This is a genomic window from Nocardia sp. NPDC004340 (assembly GCF_053602575.1).
On sequence record NZ_JBSGDW010000004.1, the window covers coordinates 244,776 to 263,600 of the forward strand.

An 18,825-nucleotide genomic window follows, 5' to 3' on the forward strand; every position below is an offset into this window, starting at 1 on the left:
AAGCTCACCCTACTCCTCAACTTGTCTGAGGACTTTGCTAGGCTCGGGACATGACGGACCCGGTGCTGAACGTGAACGACGTGACGGTGGTGCGGAGCGGAAACCCTATCCTGCAAGGGGTTTCACTCACCGTGCGCGCCAGTGAGCACTGGGCGCTGCTGGGCCCCAACGGCGCGGGCAAGACCACGCTACTGCGCATGCTCGGCGCGTTGGAACATCCCACCAAGGGCGCTGTGGAGGTGCTCGGGCAGCGATTGGGGCGCGTCGACATGCGTGCGCTCCGCGCCGGCATCGGACACGTCGATCCGCGTCATGCGCCCAGCGGCGCACTCACCGTGCGGGAGGTCGTGCTGACCGGTGCGACCAATACCGCGGCCCTGATCCCCCGCTGGCAGCCCTCCCCCGAACAGCTGGCCGAGGCCGATCGCCTGGTCGATCTACTCGGCCTGTCGCACCGCCGCGACGCGGATTGGCAGATCCTGTCCCAGGGCCAGCGCGGCCGCGCCCTGATCGCCCGCGCGCTCATGCCGAGCCCGCGCCTACTGTTGCTCGACGAACCGGCCACCGGGCTGGATCTGGCCGGGCGCGAACAACTTCTGGAGCGCGTCGACCTGCTGCAGCGCACCCACCCGGAGCTGGCGTCGGTGCTGGTGACTCATCACCTGGAGGAACTTCCGCCCGGCACCACCCACGCCATGTTGCTGCGCGATGGCCGCATCGTCGCCGCCGGCGCGGTCGACGAGGTGGTCACGACCGCCCACATCAGCACCTGCTTCGACCATCCGGTGCGGATTCTGCGCGACGAAGGCCGCTGGAGTGTCAGACCCGTTCAGCCGCAACTGAACTGATCCGCGGTCGTCGACTCAGGTCGCCGGGACCAGCGAGTCGATCCAGCGTTCCAGGCGAGCACCCTCGGCCGTCATCATGTCCGGGTCGCGGAAAGTGTTCGTGAGCAGGGAAATCCCCTGATAGGCGGCCAGCAGGGCGACCGCGAGCTCACGAGAGTCATTGCGCCCCATCGCCGCGAACTGCGTGTCGATCCATTCCAGCAGCCCGCCCATGACATCGGCGAGCTCGCGGTCGAGGCCGTCCTCCCGCTTGTCCAGTTCGGTGGCGAGAGTGCCCGAGGGGCAACCGAACCGGGCGGCGACGTCCCGCTGCTCGACCCAGCCGCGCACCAGCGCCTTCAAACGCGCCGCGGGGGCGTCGATCTCCTCCAGAGCGGTGATGATCTCCCGAGCCGTGCGCGCGTGCGCGCCGATCGCCGCCTGGACCAGCTGATCCTTGGTCTTGAAGTAGTAGTACACATTGCCGACCGGCACGTCGGCGGCGCGCGCGATATCGGCGATGGTCGTCTTCTCCACGCCCTGCTCGTGGAAGACCTTGGCGGCGGCATCCGAGAGCCGCTCGCGCTTCCCCGCCGCCCGCACCACTGAGTCAGTCATACGACTAACTATAGACAACGGCCGGTCATGTGGCCTATCGTTCGATTTAGTCAGCCAACTAACTCAGGAGTGAGACAGATGATCGTGGTAACCGGAGCGACCGGAAACGTCGGCAGCGCGCTCGTGCGCGAACTCGCGGAAGCCGGCGAGAAGGTGGTCGCCGTCTCGCGCGGCGAGAAGCCGATCGACCTGCCCCACGGCGCCGAACACCGCCGCGCCGACATCGGGGATCTGGATAGCCTGGCCGAGGCGGTGACAGGTGCGGACAGCTTGTTCCTGCTCATCACCGGACCGCAGCTGGTCGAGGGGCCCGCACCCGCCGAGGTGCTGGAAACCGTTGCGGCGGCGGGTGTCCGGCGCGTGGTGTTCCTGTCCTCGCAGGGCGCGGTGACCCGGCCGGGCAGTGACGGCTACGCGCGGACGCTGGCCTTCGAACGGGCACTGGTCGCGTCGGAGCTGGAGTGGACGGTGCTGCGGCCGGGTGGGTTCTTCACCAATACGTTCGCGTGGATCGAACCGGTCCGCGCCGAGCGGATGATCCCCGCACCCTTCGGGGATGTCGGTCTGCCGCAGGTGGATCCGGGCGATATCGCGGCCGTCGCCGCGGCGGCGTTGACGCGGGACGGCCATCACGGGCAGAGCTACACCGTGACCGGACCGGAACTCGTCACTCCACGCGATCAGGCCGCGGCGCTGGCGGCGGCGCTCGGGGAGCCGCTGCGGTTCGTGGAGCTGAGCCGGGCGGAGGCCAGGGTCAACATGCTGCGGTTCATGCCGGAATCCGTCGCGGACCACACCCTCAGCATTCTCGGCGAGCCGACGCCCGAGGAGCAGCTGGTCAGCGGTGATGTCGAGCGGGTCCTCGGACGTCCCGCGACGGGGTACGCACAGTGGGCGGCCCGCGTCGCTCCGGCCTTCCACTGAGTTCGACCATTGAATATTTCGTACGCATACGCTTATCGTCTACGTATGCATACGAAATCATTCTCCGAAGGCACCGTGCTCATGCCCTGGAATCCCGGACCGAACGATCGGCGTCCGGGTCCGGTATTCGTCAGCGTGACCGACTTCCTCGCGGACTCCGAGGCCGAGGCGCGCGACATCTATACGGCGGGACTGGAATTGGGCCGGACGTGGCCGGTCATGCAGGGCGCGGTGGGTTTGTGGCTGTGGGGCCGGCCCGCGGAGTTCCGGGGCGGATCGATCTCGGTGTGGGAGTCCGAGCGGGATATGCGCCGCTTCGTGCGCTGGCCCGTCCACACCGAGATCGTGCGCGCCTGGCGCGGCCGCGTCGGGATCGGCCTCGACTCCTGGCAGACCGACACCTTCGACGCCGACGCCGTCCTGACCCGCGCGGGCGACACGATCGACAGGCCGCACCGGCTCGCCGCATAGTCTGGTCCGCATGACAGACCGTCCGGACCTCGCAGCGATGATCGTCCCCCTGGGCCGCGCCCTCATGGCGGCCGAGCAACCGGTGCTGGCCGCGCACGGGCTGACCATGTGGGCGTATGTCGTACTGCTGCATCTCGATGAAGGTCCGGCACGGGGTCAAGGGGTGCTGGCGCAGGAGATCGGGGCGGACAAGACGCGGATCATCGCGGTACTCGACGACCTGCAGGAACGCGGGCTCATCGAACGTCGCCCCGATCCGGCCGACCGCCGGGCCCGGCTGCTCGCGCTGACCACCGAGGGCCGCCACCTACGCGATGCCGCCCAGGCCGAGATCCAGGCGCACGAGGATCGACTGCTCGCCAAGCTGCCCGCCGCCGACCGCCGCGGCTTCCTCAACGCACTCACCGCGCTCGCCGCACTCCCCCGCGACGAAATCGCGGGTTCCTGACCAGGATCAATGAGCGCACCGGGCAGCGATCGGGACAGAATTCCGTGCCGGGAGGTGCCTGATCTCGTTGTCGGTCAGCCGATGTCGATCGGGTCGATCTGGACCCGCAGGGGGGCGTCGGAGCGGTGGGTGCTGCGAATCGCCTGGGCGGCGGTGAGGGCGCGGGACAGGGCCGCCGCGCCGGAGCGGTCGGCGCGCAGGATCATCCGTTCGACCTCGGCGGGAGAGTCGCCGGAGGAGAAGGGCTTCCGGGCGCCGGGGGGCAGCGGTACCGGGCCCAGGACTTCGACGTCGCCGGGAAGCTTTGCCTCGCCGAGCAATTCGGCGATGGAGTCGGAGGTGCCGTCGATGGCGGCGAAGCGGACCGCGGGCGGGAAGCGGACCTCGACGCGCTGGTCGAGTTCGAAACCCGCGTGCCACACCGGGTCCCAGCGGACCAGGGCCTGCACGGTGGGGAGACCGGCATCGGCCATGACGATGACACGGCCGTCGGAGCGGACCAGGGCGGCGGCCGACATCCAGCGGCGCAGGGCGTCCTCGGCGGCGCGCAGGTCGGCGCGGCCGAGCAGGGCCCAGCCGTCCAGGAGCATGGCGACCGCGTAGCCGCCGGGCACCGGGGGTTCCGCGCCGATGGTGGAGACCACCACCTGCGCTCCCTCCGGCACCGAATTCAGGATCGAGGAGCCGCCCGAACCGCGCACGGGCACACCGGGAAACGCACGGCCCAGCTCCTCGGCGGTGCGGGACGCGCCGATGACGACCGCCCGCAGCGCACGCGATCCACAAGATCCGCAACGGAACGCGGCCTCGGTGATTCCGCACCACCGGCAGGCCGGGCTCTGCGCCTCGGCGACACCTTCTCGCCCACTGCGCAATGCGCCACGTGACGCGGGCGCGTTGTCCGGCAGCGCGAGAGGCCCGTTGCAGTGGCGGCAGCGCGCGGGAGTCCGGCACTTCGCGCACGAGAGAGCCGGGATGTAGCCACGCCTCGGCACCTGAACCAGCACGGCCCCACCGGCTTTGAGCGCCTTGCGCGCCTCCATGAACGCCACCGCCGGAATCCGGATCGCCTGCGCGATGGGATCCCGTTCCAGCGCGGCGTCGGTGTCGCCGGGCGCGGTGATGCGCGGCATGGCCTGCCGCACCACGGCCCGATCCGCGAGCAGGTCGTGCGCCCACCCGGATTCGACGATCGCCTGCACCTCGGCCGTGCGCGCGAACCCGGCCGCCACGAACGCCGCCCCGGTCTCGTGCGCCCGCAGCATCGCCACTTCCCGCGCATGCGGATACGGCGACCGCGGCTCGGCGAACGTATCGTCCCCGTCGTCCCAGATGGCGATCAACCCGAGGTCGCGCACCGGCGAGAACACCGCACTGCGCGTCCCCACCACCACCTTGGCCTGCCCCCGCAACACCGACAACCACCGCCGATACCGCGCCGACGGCCCCAGCCCCGCCGCCAGCCCGACCGCCGACTCCCCCACCAACGCAACACATTCCGCCAGCACCCGATCCAGATCCCGCTGATCCGGCACCATGATCACGGCACCGCGCCCACCCCGCACGGTCACCGCCGCCAACTCCGCCAGCCGCTTGGCCCAATCCTCCCCCGGTAGCGCCTGCCACCCCGCGCGCGGCCCCCGCCCCGCCAGCAGCGCGCCCAGGAACGAGTGGCCGTGAACGTAGCGGCCCCAGCCGGGGAACTCGGTCGGCAACGCGGGCGGACCACCGGCCTGCTCCGGCTCGATCACACCCGCTCCGGCGATCGCATCGGTCGCGGCGACAGTGCCGGGGAGCACCTCGGCGACCGGACCACCCTGCGCGGCGAGCGATTCCGCCGATTCAACGCCGGTCCCACCGCTGTCGACGCCGGGTTCGCCCGACTGCGCGACGGCGTCCATGCCGGCGTCGGCCGACTCGCCCCCGGTCGCGCCGGCCACCGCCGCGGTGTTCCGGGCAGCTTCGAGATCGGTCGCCTCGATCGACGGCGGGTCGGCGTGCTCGGCGGGGAGTTGCACTGCGTCGAGGTCGACCACGTCGTCGATGGCGGTGGCCGGGTCGGCGGCAGCCTTCTTCGAAGCGCGCTTGGGCTTTTCGGGCTTCTCGGTGCCCTCGGTTTCGACCTTGGCGTGGCGGGGTGGGATGGCGAGGCGGAGGACGTCGGCGCGGGTGCCGGCGTAGCGGGCGGCTACGGCGGTGACGAGTTTCAGGATTTCCGGGGTGAGGACCTGCTCGCCGGAGACCACGCGTTCCAGGCGGACGAGTTTGCCTGTGTGGGCGGATCTTTCGAGGCGTTCGAGGAGGTAGCCGTCGATGAGGCGGCCGGAGAAGCGGACTCGGACCCGGACGCCGGGTTGCGCCAGTTCATCCAGCTCAGGAGGGACGACGTAGTCGAAATCGCGGTCCAGGTGGGCGGGTTCGAGCAGGGGCAGGACCCGGGCGATGGGCCGTGACACGCCAACGACGGCGGGAGCGTCGGGCTCGGAGGGGGACTCCGTGCCCGACGCTCCCGTCGAGAACTGTTGGGTGCCGGTCAATTACAGCCCGGCGGCCGCGCGCAGCTTCTCCGCGCGGTCGGTGCGCTCCCACGGCAGATCGACATCCGTGCGGCCGAAGTGGCCGTAGGCGGCGGTCGGCGCGTAGATCGGGCGCAGCAGGTCCAGGTCGCGGATGATCGCGCCGGGACGCAGGTCGAAGACCTCACCGATGGCGTCGGAGATCTTGATCGGGTCGATCTGCTCGGTGCCGAAGGTCTCGACGAACAGGCCGACCGGGGCCGCCTTGCCGATGGCGTAGGCGACCTGCACCTCGACCCGCTCGGCCAGGCCGGCGGCGACGACGTTCTTGGCGACCCAGCGCATGGCGTACGCGGCCGAGCGGTCCACCTTCGACGGGTCCTTGCCGGAGAAGGCGCCGCCACCGTGGCGGGCCATGCCGCCGTAGGTGTCGACGATGATCTTGCGGCCGGTCAGGCCCGCGTCACCCATCGGGCCACCGAGCACGAACTTGCCGGTCGGGTTGACCAGCAGGCGCACGTCGGAGGTGTCGAGCGGGTTGGGCAGCTGCAGCTCGGACAGGACCGCGTCGACGACCTTCTCGCGGATGTCGGGGGCCAGCAGGTTGTCCAGGTCGATGTCGGCCGCGTGCTGGGTCGAGATGACCACGGTGTCGAGGCGCTTCGGGATGGCGCCGTCGTACTCGATGGTGACCTGGGTCTTGCCGTCGGGCCGCAGGTACGGCAGCACGCCGGTCTTGCGGACCTCGGTCAGACGCCGGGACAGCTTGTGCGCCAGCGAGATCGGCAGCGGCATCAGCTCCGGGGTCTCGACGGTGGCGTACCCGAACATCAGGCCCTGGTCACCCGCGCCCTGACGGGCGATCTCGTCGTCCTCGCCGCCCACGCGGGCCTCGTGCGAGGTGTCCACGCCCTGGGCGATATCGGGCGACTGCGCGCCGATCGCGACGTTCACGCCACAGGACGCGCCGTCGAAACCCTTTGCGGAGGAGTCGTATCCGATCTCCAGGACCTTCTCGCGGACGATGGTCGGGATATCGGCGTAGGCCGAGGTGGTGACCTCACCGGCCACGTGCACCTGACCGGTGGTCACCATGGTCTCCACCGCGACCCGGCTGCGCGGATCGGCCGCGAGCAACGCGTCGAGGATGGAATCGCTGATGGCATCACAGATCTTGTCGGGATGACCTTCGGTCACCGACTCACTGGTGAATAGGCGGCTGCCAGACGTGCGCACAGTTGTTCCCTCTCCCTCAACGGGTTTCTCGTATCGGGTGGCGACAGTAGCGTCTCCGCGCCATCGCACAACCCTTTATCTCAGGTTATTCCAATATGTTCGTCACAGGGGTGAACCACCACCGTGACGAGCACATTGCGACTCGGACACCCGCCGCGACCTGCGCGGCGAGCGTCCGAACCCTGCGGTGCCGAGGCTTCAGCGGAGCAAGGGACCGAGTGCGTCCAGCACTCGGCTAGCCAATAGGGCCTTGGACCCGTGGTCCAGGGCGATCTCGGTGCCGTCGGCGCCGAGCAACCAGCCGTCGTTGGTATCGACCTCGAAGGCCTTCCCTTCCCCGACGGCGTTCACGACCAGCAGGTCGCAGCCTTTGCGGGCCAGTTTGGCCCGGGCGTGGGTGAGCACGTCGGCGTGCTCGTCCCCGGTCTCGGCGGCGAAGCCGACGATCGCGGTGCCCGGTAGGTGCCCGTCGCGACGAGCCTGTACCAACCCGGCAAGGATATCGGGTGTCTTGGCCAGCTCGATCGAATTCGGTTCGCCCGCACCCTTTTTGATTTTGGACGCGGCGACGTTGACCGGCCGGAAGTCGGCGACCGCGGCCGCCATGATGACGGCGTCCGCGCCGAGCGCGTGCTTGTCGACGGCTACCTTCAACTGGTCGGCGGAGGTCACGTGCACCACCTCGACGGCGGCCGGGGCCTCCAGGCCGATGGTGTTGCCCGCGATCAGCGTCACCTGCGCGCCACGCTGGGCGGCCAGGCGGGCGATCGCGTAGCCCTGCTTGCCCGAACTCCGGTTGCCCAGGAAGCGGACCGGGTCCAGCGCCTCACGGGTGCCACCGGCGGAGACCACCACGCGGCGGCCCTCCAGGTCGCGCGGCAGCGCGTCGGCGCGCTCGAGCAGCAGCCGGGCCAGACCGAAGATCTCCTCCGGCTCGGGCAGCCGGCCCGGACCGGTATCGGTGCCGGTCAGGCGGCCCGAGGCGGGTTCCATCACGGTCGCGCCGTGCGCGCGCAGCGTCGCCACGTTCGCCCGGGTGGCCGGATGCTCCCACATCTCGGTGTGCATGGCCGGGGCGAACAGGATCGGACAGCGCGCGGTCAGCAGCGTCGCGGTGAGCAGGTCGTCGGCGCGGCCCTGCGCGGCGCGGGCCATGAGGTCCGCGGTGGCGGGGGCGATGACGACCAGATCGGCCTCTTGGCCGAGGCGCACATGCGGCACCTCGGGCACGTCGGAGAAGACACCGGTGTGCACGGTATGGCCGGACAGCGCCTCGAAGGTGGCCTTGCCGACGAATTGCAACGCCGACTCGGTGGGAATGACACGAACCTCGTGCCCGGTTTCGGTGAACCGGCGCACGAGGTTGCAGCTCTTGTAGGCGGCGATACCGCCGCCGACGCCGACGACGACTCGGGTCACCGCGGTTTTACTCCCCTTCGGAGTGCTCGAGCAGGTCGGCGTGGATCTCGCGCATGGCCACCGACAGCGGCTTCTCCTGCAGACCCGGCTCGACCAGCGGACCGACGTATTCGAGAATGCCGTCGCCGAGCTGGTTGTAGTAATCGTTGATCTGCCGCGCGCGCTTGGCCGCGTAGATGACCAGCGCGTACTTGGACGACGTCCGCTCCAGCAGTTCGTCGATCGGCGGGTTGGTGAGGCCGACCGGAGTGTCGTAGGCGGGAACGGTCTTGAGGTCCGTACTCACTAGGAAGGCTCCTGCGGGGTTGTTCGGAAGGATGGCGTTCGGGAGCTAGGACCCCGAATTTGTGCTAACGAACAACGATACCAACTGCTCGCAGGCGCTGGTGACGTGGTCGTTCACGATCACGATGTCGAACTCGTCACGCGCGGCCAATTCGGTGCGCGCGGTCTGGAGCCGACGCTCGATGACCTCGGGCGATTCGGTCCCGCGCGAGGTCAGGCGGGACACCAGCTCATCCCAGCTGGGCGGGGCGAGGAAGACCAGCAGGCCCTCCGGCATGGATTCGCGGATCGAGCGCGCGCCCTCGAGGTCGACCTCGATCAGGACGTGGTGTCCGGAGGCGAGCGCTTCCCGCACGGGTGCGGCCGGGGTGCCCGACCGCTGCAGTCCACCATGGATATCGGCCCATTCGAGCATTTCGCCGCCGTCGATCATGGCGTCGAATTTCTCGCGGGTGACGAAGTGGTAGTCCTGACCGTCGACCTCCCCGGGCCGCGGAGCCCGGGTGGTGGCCGACACACTGAATACCAATTCGGGCAGTCGTTCGCGCACGCAGCGCACGACGGTGGACTTGCCGACGGCCGAGGGGCCGACCAGTACTACCAGTCGACCCTTCCGAGTGTGTTCGACCACCCTCGGATTATTCGGCGCTGAAGTCGAACCGGGCCAGCAGCGCCTTACGCTGCCGGTCGCCCAGTCCGCGCAGGCGGCGGGTGGGAGCGATCTCGAGCTCGCTCATGATCTCGGCAGCCTTGACCTTGCCAACCTTCGGCAGGGCCTCGAGCAGGGCCGAAACCTTCATCTTGCCGAGGACTTCGTCCTTCTCGGCGTCCGCAAGGACCGTCTTCAGATCGGTGCCACCACGCTTCAAGCGCTCCTTGAGCTCCGCCCGAGCGCGGCGAGCGGCAGCCGCCTTCTCCAAAGCAGCGGCGCGCTGCTCGTCAGTCAGCTGGGGAAGGGCCACGGTTCCTCCGTCTCATCGTTCATTGCTTGATCTACCTCCGGTAACCCGGTGGTCTCAGCGACCGTACCCACGACGCTTGCCGATTGCGAACCCACCCCCCAGGTCAGCGCGTGATTCGGCGTGCGACCGGGCCGGATGCACATCGCCGCGGGCGCCGCCGCACCGGGCGCGCCCCACCGCCGCGCGGGGTCGCGAATAGCCTTGCGGCCAGGGCTTTTTGGGTTTCTCGACCGCGCGTTCGAGGGGTCGGACTGGCCCCGGATGAAACCGTGACCGAGCTGTAATCACGCGACCTGGATTTTTCTTGGATTTCTCGGCGTGTCGTTCGAATCCGTAGCGCGTGTCGCGCATCACCGGGGCCCGTTCCGAGACCTTGAAAACTCGCAAATCAGACACCTTCCGATGCAGGTCGGACCCGGTGCGACCACCTGCGGCGACGCCCGAACGGCCCGTTTCCGGCCCTCACGCGGCCGCTGAGGCGCGAAACCCGGCCGATACATGCGAGGACCCGCCCACCGCCCGGACGGGCGGGAGCGGGTCAATCCGGACAAGCGTTCGATCGGGCCGCCGGATGGTTCGCCGAGAGCGAACAGGATCGGATCAATCCTCGTACTGGCACAGCTCCACGAGCGTGCCCTCGGGAGCGCGCACGTGGCCCACGCGCATGCCCCACGCGGGCTGGTCGGCGGGCTCGCCGACGACGACCGCGCCGCGCTCGCGCAGCACGGCGATCGCCTTGTCGACATCGGCGACCCGCAAAACCACCACGGCCGTGTCGATTTCGCCGCGCGGCCGGTGCTCGGCGCCGATGGCCGCGTCCATGTAGGCGCGGGTGAACAGCGCGAGATCCTGCGTGCCGACGACGAAGCAGGCGTAGGGCCCGTCCTCGGTCTCGGGCACGTCGCCCTCGACTTCGGCCTTCAGGCGCAGTCCCAGCACGTCGCGATAGAACCGGAAGCTGGACGCGAAATCGTCCACCAGAATGCGGGTTTGGGCGTACGAGAGCAGGCCGAGGGCGGCATCGGACATGAGAAATCCCACCTTTCTACCGAGCGGTCCGGTTCAGGCTAGCCAGAAATCCCGCACCCCGGGCGCCGCCGCCGCGCCCTGCCGCGCCCCGGCCTCGTAGGCGGGCACCAGCGCGTCCGCGCTGAACAGGTCCCGTCCGAACGCGGTGATGGCATCGGCGTCGGGGGCGATGAACATCGTTGCCGCGCCGCCCAGGTCGCGGTCGGACGGGGCGTGCGGGAACAGGTGCGCCAGCGGCTCGATGACCAGCATCCGCTCGGCTCCGGCCGCCAGATCGGCATTGATGGGCGAGCGCATGCCACCGTCGAAGTAGTGCGCGCCGTCGATCGGAATCGGCGGGAAGACGCCGGGAACCGAGGTGCTCGAGGCCAGGGCCTCGGGCAGGGTGGCCTTGCCGCCGGGGGTCCAGGCCCGCAGTTCCCCGGTCTCGACGCTGATGGCGGTGATCAGCAGATCGCGCTGCGGCCAGTCGCTGTGGCCGACGAACGCGCCGATGCGGGCGATGTGGGTGGCCGGATCGCCGAGATTCATCTCGAGGGCGCGGGCGCCCGCGCGACGACGCGCCTCGGCCGGGTCCAGGCCGGGCGTGCCGAGCAGGCCGAGGATCTCGCCGAAGCTGTTCGGGTCGAACCTGATCGGTTCGAGTTCGGCGGTCCCGGTGGAGGGCCGCCGCAGCAGCAGGTTCAGGTCGACGTCCGCGGCCAGGGCCGCGCCGACGACCGCTCCGGCGGAGGTACCGACGATCCGATCGGCCGCGGCCGGGTCGAATCCGGCCTCACGCAGGGCGATGACGACGCCCGCCATCCAGCTCAGGCCGACCGCACCACCTCCGCCCAGGACGAGCGCACGGCGAATTCCCTTGGGCGGCATCGCGGCAGACATGAGGCCACTGTATCCGCGTCGGGCAAGGAAGCGGAGGATATCCCTCCGAAAAGACTCGCGGCACCGGATCGGACCGGTGCCGCGAGTAACTCTGTTCCGGAATCAGCGCTGCAGGAAGGCGAATTCCTCCGACAGCTCGGCGACCTTCTCCTTCAGCGCGGCCACCGACGGACCGGCCTCGAGCACCTCACGCGAGACGTTGGGCAGCACCGCGCCCAGGTCGCGCGCGGGCACCAGGGCGCGAATGGAGTCCGCTCCCCCGCCCTGCGCGCCCACACCCGGCATCAGGATGGGCCCGTTGAGGGCGCTCAGGTCCGGGGCCTCGGTCAGGGTCGCCCCGACAACCACACCGACGGAACCGAATTCGGCCCCGACATTGGCCGCGGCGGCATCGTCGACCATGCGCTGGGCGATGGTGCGGCCGTCGGCGCCGGTGATGCGTTGCAGCTCCGCGCCTTCCGGATTGGAGGTGGCGGCCAGCACGAACACGCCGCGCCCGTTGGCCGCGGCCAGCTCCAGAGCCGGTGCGAGCGAACCGAATCCGAGGTACGGCGACACGGTGACCGCGTCGCTGCCCAGCGGCCCGTCACCGAGCCAGGCGTGCGCGTAGGCGTCCATGGTGGAGCCGATATCGCCGCGCTTGGCGTCGGCCAGCACCAGGGTGCCGGCCGCCCGCAGCGCCGCGATGGTCTCCTCCAGCACCATCATTCCGGCCGAACCGTAGGTTTCGAAGAACGCCACCTGCGGCTTGACCAGGGCGACCCGGCCCGCGAACGCCCGCACGCAGGCGTCGGCGAACTTGGCCACCCCGGCGGCGTCCTCGCTCAGGCCCCAGGCCCGCAGCAGCGGCGGATGCGGGTCGATGCCCACGCACAACGGTCCGTGCGCGCGCATCGCCTCCCGCAGCCGTAGCCCGAAGCCGGTCGTCCGCGCAGCGCCGGAGGCGCTCATCCGCGCAGCACCGCGTGCAGTTCCTGCAGGGAGCGCACGCCGATGCCGCCGCGAATGGTGGCCTCGATGCCCTGCACGGCCGCGGCCGCGCCCTGCACGGTGGTGATGCACGGGATGTTCGCGCCGACCGCGGCGGTGCGGATCTCGTAGCCGTCCACGCGCGGGCCGTTGTTGCCGTAGGGCGTGTTGAACACGATGTCGACGTCGCCGTCCTTGATCATGTCCACGATGCCGGCCTCGTCGGGCGCGTTGTCGGACTGCTTGCGCACCCGATCGCACGGAATGCCGTTGCGGCGCAGCATCTCCGCGGTGCCCTCGGTGGCGAGGATGCGGAAGCCCAGGTCGTGCAGGCGCTTGACCGGGAACACCATGGCGCGCTTGTCGCGGTTGGCGATGGACACGAACGCGGTGCCCTCGGTCGGCAGCGAACCGTAGGCGGCGGACTGCGACTTGGCGAAGGCGGTGCCGAAGTCGGCGTCGATGCCCATGACCTCACCGGTGGACTTCATCTCCGGCGAGAGCAGCGAGTCGATGCCGGAACCGTCCGGGCGGCGGAAGCGGTGGAACGGCAGGACCGCTTCCTTCACCGCGACCGGAGCCTCGATCGGCACGGTGCCGCCGTCGCCCTCGGCCGGGAGCAGGCCCTCCTTGCGGAGCTCGGCGATGGTGGCGCCCAGCGCGATCCGCGCCGCGGCCTTCGCCAGCGGCACCGCGGTGGCCTTGGAGACGAACGGCACGGTGCGGCTGGCGCGCGGGTTGGCCTCGAGGACGTAGAGCACGTCGTCCTTGAGCGCGTACTGCACGTTCAGCAGGCCCTTGACGCCGATGCCCTTGGCGAGCGCGGCGGTGGAGCGGCGCACGGCCTCGATATCGCTGCGGCCCAGGGTGATCGGAGGCAGGGCGCACGCCGAGTCACCGGAGTGGATGCCGGCCTCTTCGATGTGCTCCATGACGCCGCCCAGGTAGACCTCGTCGCCGTCGCACAGGGCGTCGACGTCGATCTCGATGGCGTCCTCCAGGAACCGGTCGACCAGCACCGGGTGGTCCGGGGTGATCTCGGTGGCGCGGGAGATGTAGTCGGCGAGGGTGGCCTCGTCGTAGACGATCTCCATGCCGCGGCCGCCCAGCACGTAGGACGGGCGCACCAGCACCGGGTAGCCGATCTCGGCCGCGATCTTCTTGGCCTGCGGGAAGGTGGTGGCGGTGCCGTACTTGGGGGCCGGAAGACCGGCCGCGACCAGCACATCGCCGAACTCGCCGCGGTCCTCGGCCAGGTCGATGGCCGCCGCCGAGGTGCCGACCACGGGCACGCCCGCGTCGGTGAGGCGCTGCGCCAGGCTCAGCGGGGTCTGCCCGCCCAGCTGGCAGATGACGCCCGCGACGGTGCCGGACTCGGTTTCGGCGTGGTACACCTCGAGCACGTCCTCGAAGGTGAGCGGCTCGAAGTAGAGGCGGTCGGCGGTGTCGTAGTCGGTCGACACGGTCTCGGGGTTGCAGTTGACCATGATGGTCTCGTAGCCCGCGGCCGACAGCGTCTGCGCGGCGTGCACACACGAGTAGTCGAACTCGATGCCCTGGCCGATGCGGTTCGGACCCGAGCCCAGGATGATGACCTTCTCGCGCTCACGCTGCGGTGCGACCTCGGACTCCGCGGCGGGATCGAGCTCGTAGGCCGAGTAGTGGTACGGGGTCTTGGCCTCGAACTCGGCGGCGCAGGTGTCGACGGTCTTGAACACCGGGCGGATCTGCAGGCGGTGGCGCAGCTCGCGCACGCCGCCCTCACCGGCGAGTTCCGGTCGCAGCGCGGCGATCTGGCGATCGGACAGGCCGTAGTGCTTGGCGGTCCGCAGCAGCGGCTCGTCCAGCACGGGGGCGTCGATGATCTCCTGACGCAGCTCCACCAGGGCGGCGACCTCGGCGACGAACCAGGGGTCGATGCCGGAGGCGGCGGCTGTGTCCTCGATGCTCGCGCCCAGGCGCAGCGCGCGCTCCACCTGGTAGATGCGACCCTCGGTGGGGACCTTCAGATCGTCGAGAATGGCCTGCACGTCGGTCCATTCACCGTCGGGCAGGGTCCAGAAGCCGGTGGCCTTGGTCTCGAGCGAGCGCAGCACCTTGCCCAGCGCCTCGGAGAAGTTGCGGCCCATGGACATCGCCTCGCCGACCGACTTCATGGTCGTGGTCAGCGTGGTGTCCGCACCCGGGAACTTCTCGAAGGCGAAGCGCGGAGCCTTCACGACCACGTAGTCGAGCGTGGGCTCGAAACAGGCCGGGGTCTCCTTGGTGATGTCGTTGACGATCTCGTCGAGGGTGTAGCCGATGGCCAGCTTGGCGGCGATCTTGGCGATCGGGAAGCCGGTGGCCTTGGACGCCAGCGCCGACGAGCGCGACACGCGCGGGTTCATCTCGATGACGATCAGACGACCGTCCTTGGGGTCCACCGCGAACTGGATGTTGCAGCCGCCGGTGTCGACGCCGACCTCGCGCAGGATGGCGATGCCCAGATCGCGCATCTTCTGGTACTCGCGGTCGGTGAGGGTCATGGCCGGGGCGACGGTGACCGAGTCACCGGTGTGCACGCCCATCGGGTCCACGTTCTCGATCGAGCAGACGATGACCACATTGTCGTTGCGGTCGCGCATGAGCTCGAGCTCGAATTCCTTCCAGCCCAGGATGGATTCCTCGATGAGCACGTTCGCGGTCGGCGAGGCGGCCAGGCCGCCGCCGGCGATGCGGTCGAGGTCCTCGTGGTTGTAGGCCATGCCCGAGCCCAGGCCGCCCATGGTGAAGGAGGGGCGCACGACGACCGGGAAGCCGAGCTCGGCGACCGTCTCGCGGACCTCGTCCATGGTGTAGCAGACCTTGGAGCGCGCGGACTCGCCGCCGACCTTGGCGACGATGTCCTTGAACTTCTGGCGGTCCTCGCCACGCTGGATGGCCTCGAAGTCGGCGCCGATCAGCTCGACGTTGTACTTCTCGAGGATGCCGTTCTCGTGCAGGGCGACAGCGCAGTTCAGCGCGGTCTGGCCGCCGAGGGTCGCGAGGATGGCGTCGGGGCGCTCCTTGGCGATGACCTTCTCGACGAATTCCCAGGTGATCGGCTCGACATAGGTCGAGTCGGCGAACTCCGGGTCGGTCATGATGGTCGCCGGGTTGGAGTTGACCAGCGACACGCGCAGGCCTTCGGACCGCAGGACGCGACACGCCTGGGTTCCCGAATAGTCGAACTCACAAGCCTGGCCGATGACGATCGGGCCCGAGCCGATCACCAGGATGTGGTTGAGGTCGGTGCGGCGTGGCATCAGGCTCCTTCCATCAGCATGGCGAAACGGTCGAACAGGTAGGCGGCGTCGTGGGGTCCGGCCGCGGCCTCGGGGTGGTACTGCACGGAGAAGGCCTTGCCGTTCACCAGCTGAACGCCTTCGACGACACCGTCATTGGCGCAGACGTGGCTGACCTCGGCCTTGCCGAACGGGGTGTCGAAGACCTCGCCGCGCTCGCCTTCGAGGGCGAAGCCGTGGTTCTGCGCGGTGATCGAGATCCGGCCCGAATGATGTTCGATGACCGGCACATTGATGCCGCGGTGGCCGAACTTCATCTTGTAGGTGTTGCGGCCCAGCGCCCGGCCCAGGATCTGGTTGCCGAAGCAGATGCCGAACAGCGGGATGCCCTCGCCCAGGACGCCCTGGGTGAGCGCGACCTGCGCGTCGGCGGTGGCCGGGTCGCCAGGGCCGTTGGACAGGAACACGCCGTTGGGGCTGAGTTCCTTGATCTGGTCCAGGGTCACGTTGGAGGGGACGACGTGCACCCGCATGCCGCGCTGGGCGAACATGCGCGGGGTGTTGGACTTGATGCCGAGATCGACCGCGACCACGGTGAAGCGGTGCTCGCCGATCGGGTCGATGGTGTACATCTCGTCGGTGGAGACCTCACCGGCCAGGTCCGCGCCCAGCATGGACTGCTGGCCGTTGACCCGCGCGACGAGCTCCTCGTAGTCGGCGAGCTGGTCGCCGGAGAAGATGCCCGCCTTCATCGAACCGCGGGTGCGCAGGTGGCGCACCACCGCGCGGGTGTCGATGCCCGCGATGCCGACCACGTTCTGGTTCTCCAGCTCGGCCTGCAGGGTGCGGTTGGCGCGCCAGTTGGAGGCGCGGCGCGCGGGGTCGCGCACGGCGTACCCGGCGACCCAGATCTTCGACGACTCGTCGTCCTCGTCGTTCCAGCCGGTGTTGCCGATCTGCGGCGCGGTGGCCACCACGATCTGGCGGTCGTAGCTGGGGTCGGTGAGGGTCTCCTGGTACCCCGTCATGGCGGTACAGAACACCGCCTCACCCAGGGTCTGCCCGACGGCGCCGAAGGTCGTCCCGCGGAACACGCGGCCGTCCTCGAGCACCATCACGGCGGTATTTCCGCTGCTCATGCCTCGTCTCCCGTCTTCGTAGCTGCTGCGGTCCATGCCGGGTACACCGCTTTGTCGTCACCGCGGAAACCGGTATCCACCTCGGTCCCGGTCGGCAATGTCCAGCGAATCACCAGCACACCGTCTTCTGTCATCACTTTGCCCGCGTGCCCGCGCTCGGCGCGCACCGCGGTGATGGATTCCTGCGGAATCCAGATCGTCGCCGCGCCATCCCGCTCGAGCAGGATGCCGCGTTCGAATCGGGTCAGCTCCGCGGTGGCGCGGAAACCCAGGTCGCCCACCGTGATTCGCTGAATCCAGCTGGGGGCGAGGGTGCTGCCGAGGTAGAGCCCCGTGGTGGGCTCCAACAGCTGCGCGCCGCAGTCGGCGGGCACCGCGGGCAGGTCGCCGATCGCGCCCGCCTGCTTCTTGGCCCGGCCCGTCCACGCCCAGTACATGAGTCCCAGGCACAGCACGAACAAGGCCAGCAGAATCAGCACTTGCAGCAGTCGCATTTCGGTTCTCCTCGGTTCCCCACCCGCCGTTAACCGGCGACGATCCTGCCGTCCCGGGCGGTGAGCCGGCCGCGCAGGAAGGTGGCGGTCACCTTCGCGGGCAGGGTCATCGCCTGGAAGGGCGTGTTGCGGGCGATCGAGGCGAGTTCGTTCGCCTCCACCGTCCATTCGGCGGCCGGGTCGATCAGCACCAGGTTGGCGGGTTCGCCGACCGCGAGCGGCCGGCCCTGATCGTCCAGGCCCACGATCCGCGCCGGGTTCTCGCTCATGACCCGCGCGACACCGCGCCAGTCGAGCAGTCCGGGGTTGACCATGGTCTCCACGATGATCGACAGCGCCGTCTCCAGGCCCAGCATGCCGGGACGCGCGGCCGCGAACTCGCAGCACTTGTCCTGGTCGGCGTGCGGGGCGTGGTCGGTGGCGACACAGTCGATGACGCCGTCGGCGAGGGCCTGCCGCAGCGCGGCCACGTCGGAGGATTCGCGCAGCGGCGGGTTCACCCGGTTCACCGCGTCGTAGGTCTCCAGCCGCGAGTCGTCGAGCAGCAGGTGGTGCGGGGTCACCTCGGCGGTGATCGAAATGCCCTGGGACTTGGCCCATTTCAGCAGTTCGACGGTGCCGGCGGTGGAGGCGTGGCAGATGTGCACGCGGGCTCCGGCGTCGCGGGCCAGCAGGGCGTCGCGGGCCACGATGGACTCCTCGGCGGCGCGCGGCCAGCCGGCCAGGCCCAGACGGGAGGCGGTCGGGCCCTCGTGGGCGACGGCGCCCTTGGTCAGGCGCGGCTCCTCCGCGTGCTGGGCGATGAGCACGCCCAGGGAGTTCGCGTATTCGAGGGCGCGGCGCATGATCAGCGGGTCGTAGACGCAGTGGCCGTCGTCGGAGAACATGCGCACCGCGCCGACGCCGGCGGCCATGGTGCCCATCTCGGCGAGCTGCTTGCCCTCGAGTCCGACGGTGACCGCGCCGACCGGGTGCACGTCGACCAGGCCGACCTCCTGGCCGCGCTTCCACACGTGGTCGGTGATGACCGAGGTGTCGGCGACCGGGCTGGTGTTGGCCATGGCGAACACCGCGGTGTAGCCGCCCAGAGCGGCCGCGGCGGAACCGGATTCGATGGTCTCGGTGTCCTCGCGGCCCGGCTCGCGCAGGTGGGTGTGCAGGTCGATGAAGCCGGGCAGCAGGAACTGGCCCTTGCCGTCGACGACCTCGGCGTCGGGGGCGCTCAGGCCCGCGCCGATCTCACGGATCTCGCCGTCGGCGAGCAGCACGTCGACCGCGTCGCCTTCACCGTAGAGACGGACGTTCTGGATCAGGATGCTCATGCTGTCTCCTCTCCGCGCGAT

18 protein-coding genes are annotated in these 18,825 nt (G+C 69.7%); 4 read left to right on the forward strand and 14 right to left on the reverse strand.

Going from position 1 to position 18,825, the window contains the following annotated elements:
- Nucleotides 1-50 precede the first annotated feature (50 nt).
- Entirely contained in the window at nucleotides 51-848 is a 798-nt protein-coding gene (locus ACWEOI_RS17695) for an ABC transporter ATP-binding protein (RefSeq protein WP_452360274.1), read from the forward strand.
- A 15-nt stretch (nucleotides 849-863) separates the two neighbouring features.
- On the opposite strand, the gene ACWEOI_RS17700 is transcribed toward ACWEOI_RS17695, so the two are convergent.
- On the reverse strand, nucleotides 864-1,445 hold the full coding sequence (locus tag ACWEOI_RS17700; RefSeq protein WP_433672784.1) for a TetR family transcriptional regulator: 582 nt from the start codon (nucleotides 1,443-1,445) through the stop codon (nucleotides 864-866).
- A gap of 78 nt (nucleotides 1,446-1,523) precedes the next feature.
- Between ACWEOI_RS17700 and ACWEOI_RS17705 the strand changes: the two genes are divergently transcribed.
- The 3 genes from ACWEOI_RS17705 to ACWEOI_RS17715 are packed head-to-tail and all read left to right on the forward strand — an operon-like array spanning nucleotide 1,524 to nucleotide 3,288.
- Nucleotides 1,524-2,369: an SDR family oxidoreductase gene (locus ACWEOI_RS17705; RefSeq protein WP_452360275.1), complete on the forward strand. Its 846-nt coding sequence runs from the start codon at nucleotides 1,524-1,526 to the stop codon at nucleotides 2,367-2,369.
- A gap of 45 nt (nucleotides 2,370-2,414) precedes the next feature.
- The gene (locus ACWEOI_RS17710) at nucleotides 2,415-2,840 is read left to right on the forward strand and encodes a hypothetical protein (RefSeq protein ID WP_433672782.1); all 426 of its coding nucleotides are present in this window, start codon (nucleotides 2,415-2,417) and stop codon (nucleotides 2,838-2,840) included.
- 10 nt (nucleotides 2,841-2,850) lie between these two features.
- Entirely contained in the window at nucleotides 2,851-3,288 is a 438-nt protein-coding gene (locus tag ACWEOI_RS17715) for a MarR family winged helix-turn-helix transcriptional regulator (RefSeq protein WP_452360276.1), read from the forward strand.
- Nucleotides 3,289-3,362: 74 nt separating this feature from the next.
- Here the strand turns inward: ACWEOI_RS17715 and ACWEOI_RS17720 are convergent, their stop codons facing one another.
- The 13 genes from ACWEOI_RS17720 to ACWEOI_RS17780 form a co-directional block, all read right to left on the reverse strand.
- Nucleotides 3,363-5,744 carry a primosomal protein N' gene (locus ACWEOI_RS17720; protein WP_452360277.1) on the reverse strand — a complete coding sequence of 794 codons (2,382 nt, stop codon included), beginning with the start codon at nucleotides 5,742-5,744 and terminating at the stop codon, nucleotides 3,363-3,365.
- An 81-nt stretch (nucleotides 5,745-5,825) separates the two neighbouring features.
- Entirely contained in the window at nucleotides 5,826-7,040 is a 1,215-nt protein-coding gene (metK, locus tag ACWEOI_RS17725) for a methionine adenosyltransferase (protein ID WP_433672779.1), read from the reverse strand.
- A 198-nt stretch (nucleotides 7,041-7,238) separates the two neighbouring features.
- Nucleotides 7,239-8,459 carry a bifunctional phosphopantothenoylcysteine decarboxylase/phosphopantothenate--cysteine ligase CoaBC gene (gene coaBC, locus ACWEOI_RS17730; RefSeq protein WP_452360278.1) on the reverse strand — a complete coding sequence of 407 codons (1,221 nt, stop codon included), beginning with the start codon at nucleotides 8,457-8,459 and terminating at the stop codon, nucleotides 7,239-7,241.
- 7 nt (nucleotides 8,460-8,466) lie between these two features.
- Nucleotides 8,467-8,745 (reverse strand): DNA-directed RNA polymerase subunit omega, encoded by a 279-nt coding sequence (rpoZ, locus tag ACWEOI_RS17735; protein WP_213556271.1) that lies wholly within the window; start codon nucleotides 8,743-8,745, stop codon nucleotides 8,467-8,469.
- Between the two features lie 45 nt (nucleotides 8,746-8,790).
- On the reverse strand, nucleotides 8,791-9,375 hold the full coding sequence (gene gmk, locus ACWEOI_RS17740; protein ID WP_357083302.1) for a guanylate kinase: 585 nt from the start codon (nucleotides 9,373-9,375) through the stop codon (nucleotides 8,791-8,793).
- Between the two features lie 7 nt (nucleotides 9,376-9,382).
- Entirely contained in the window at nucleotides 9,383-9,706 is a 324-nt protein-coding gene (gene mihF / locus ACWEOI_RS17745; protein ID WP_033086940.1) for an integration host factor, actinobacterial type, read from the reverse strand.
- Between the two features lie 600 nt (nucleotides 9,707-10,306).
- On the reverse strand, nucleotides 10,307-10,735 hold the full coding sequence (locus ACWEOI_RS17750) for a VOC family protein (RefSeq protein ID WP_433672777.1): 429 nt from the start codon (nucleotides 10,733-10,735) through the stop codon (nucleotides 10,307-10,309).
- Nucleotides 10,736-10,768: 33 nt separating this feature from the next.
- A complete protein-coding gene (locus tag ACWEOI_RS17755; RefSeq protein ID WP_452360279.1) occupies nucleotides 10,769-11,617 on the reverse strand; it encodes a patatin-like phospholipase family protein in 849 nt (282 codons plus the stop codon).
- 102 nt (nucleotides 11,618-11,719) lie between these two features.
- Entirely contained in the window at nucleotides 11,720-12,568 is an 849-nt protein-coding gene (gene pyrF / locus ACWEOI_RS17760; RefSeq protein WP_452360280.1) for an orotidine-5'-phosphate decarboxylase, read from the reverse strand.
- Nucleotides 12,565-15,870: a carbamoyl-phosphate synthase large subunit gene (gene carB, locus ACWEOI_RS17765; protein WP_452360281.1), complete on the reverse strand. Its 3,306-nt coding sequence runs from the start codon at nucleotides 15,868-15,870 to the stop codon at nucleotides 12,565-12,567. The genes pyrF and carB overlap by 4 nt, the downstream gene beginning before the upstream one ends.
- A complete protein-coding gene (carA, locus tag ACWEOI_RS17770; RefSeq protein WP_433672773.1) occupies nucleotides 15,870-16,988 on the reverse strand; it encodes a glutamine-hydrolyzing carbamoyl-phosphate synthase small subunit in 1,119 nt (372 codons plus the stop codon). The genes carB and carA overlap by 1 nt, the downstream gene beginning before the upstream one ends.
- Nucleotides 16,985-17,482 carry a PH-like domain-containing protein gene (locus ACWEOI_RS17775; protein ID WP_357286134.1) on the reverse strand — a complete coding sequence of 166 codons (498 nt, stop codon included), beginning with the start codon at nucleotides 17,480-17,482 and terminating at the stop codon, nucleotides 16,985-16,987. Before ACWEOI_RS17775 ends, carA begins: the two co-directional genes overlap by 4 nt.
- 29 nt (nucleotides 17,483-17,511) lie before the next feature.
- Nucleotides 17,512-18,804, reverse strand: a complete 1,293-nt coding sequence (locus ACWEOI_RS17780; protein WP_452360282.1) for a dihydroorotase — start codon at nucleotides 18,802-18,804, stop codon at nucleotides 17,512-17,514.
- Nucleotides 18,805-18,825: the final 21 nt, after the last annotated feature.

Bases quoted from the DNA above. Each gene is read 5' to 3' on its own strand.
- ACWEOI_RS17695 (WP_452360274.1), top strand. From the start codon at position 51: ATGACGGACCCGGTGCTGAACGTGAACGACGTGACGGTGGTGCGGAGC.
- ACWEOI_RS17700 (WP_433672784.1), bottom strand. From the start codon at position 1,445: ATGACTGACTCAGTGGTGCGGGCGGCGGGGAAGCGCGAGCGGCTCTCG.
- ACWEOI_RS17705 (WP_452360275.1), top strand. From the start codon at position 1,524: ATGATCGTGGTAACCGGAGCGACCGGAAACGTCGGCAGCGCGCTCGTG.
- ACWEOI_RS17710 (WP_433672782.1), top strand. From the start codon at position 2,415: ATGCATACGAAATCATTCTCCGAAGGCACCGTGCTCATGCCCTGGAAT.
- ACWEOI_RS17715 (WP_452360276.1), top strand. From the start codon at position 2,851: ATGACAGACCGTCCGGACCTCGCAGCGATGATCGTCCCCCTGGGCCGC.
- ACWEOI_RS17750 (WP_433672777.1), bottom strand. From the start codon at position 10,735: ATGTCCGATGCCGCCCTCGGCCTGCTCTCGTACGCCCAAACCCGCATT.
- ACWEOI_RS17755 (WP_452360279.1), bottom strand. From the start codon at position 11,617: ATGTCTGCCGCGATGCCGCCCAAGGGAATTCGCCGTGCGCTCGTCCTG.
- pyrF (WP_452360280.1), bottom strand. From the start codon at position 12,568: ATGAGCGCCTCCGGCGCTGCGCGGACGACCGGCTTCGGGCTACGGCTG.
- carB (WP_452360281.1), bottom strand. From the start codon at position 15,870: ATGCCACGCCGCACCGACCTCAACCACATCCTGGTGATCGGCTCGGGC.
- carA (WP_433672773.1), bottom strand. From the start codon at position 16,988: ATGAGCAGCGGAAATACCGCCGTGATGGTGCTCGAGGACGGCCGCGTG.
- ACWEOI_RS17775 (WP_357286134.1), bottom strand. From the start codon at position 17,482: ATGCGACTGCTGCAAGTGCTGATTCTGCTGGCCTTGTTCGTGCTGTGC.
- ACWEOI_RS17780 (WP_452360282.1), bottom strand. From the start codon at position 18,804: ATGAGCATCCTGATCCAGAACGTCCGTCTCTACGGTGAAGGCGACGCG.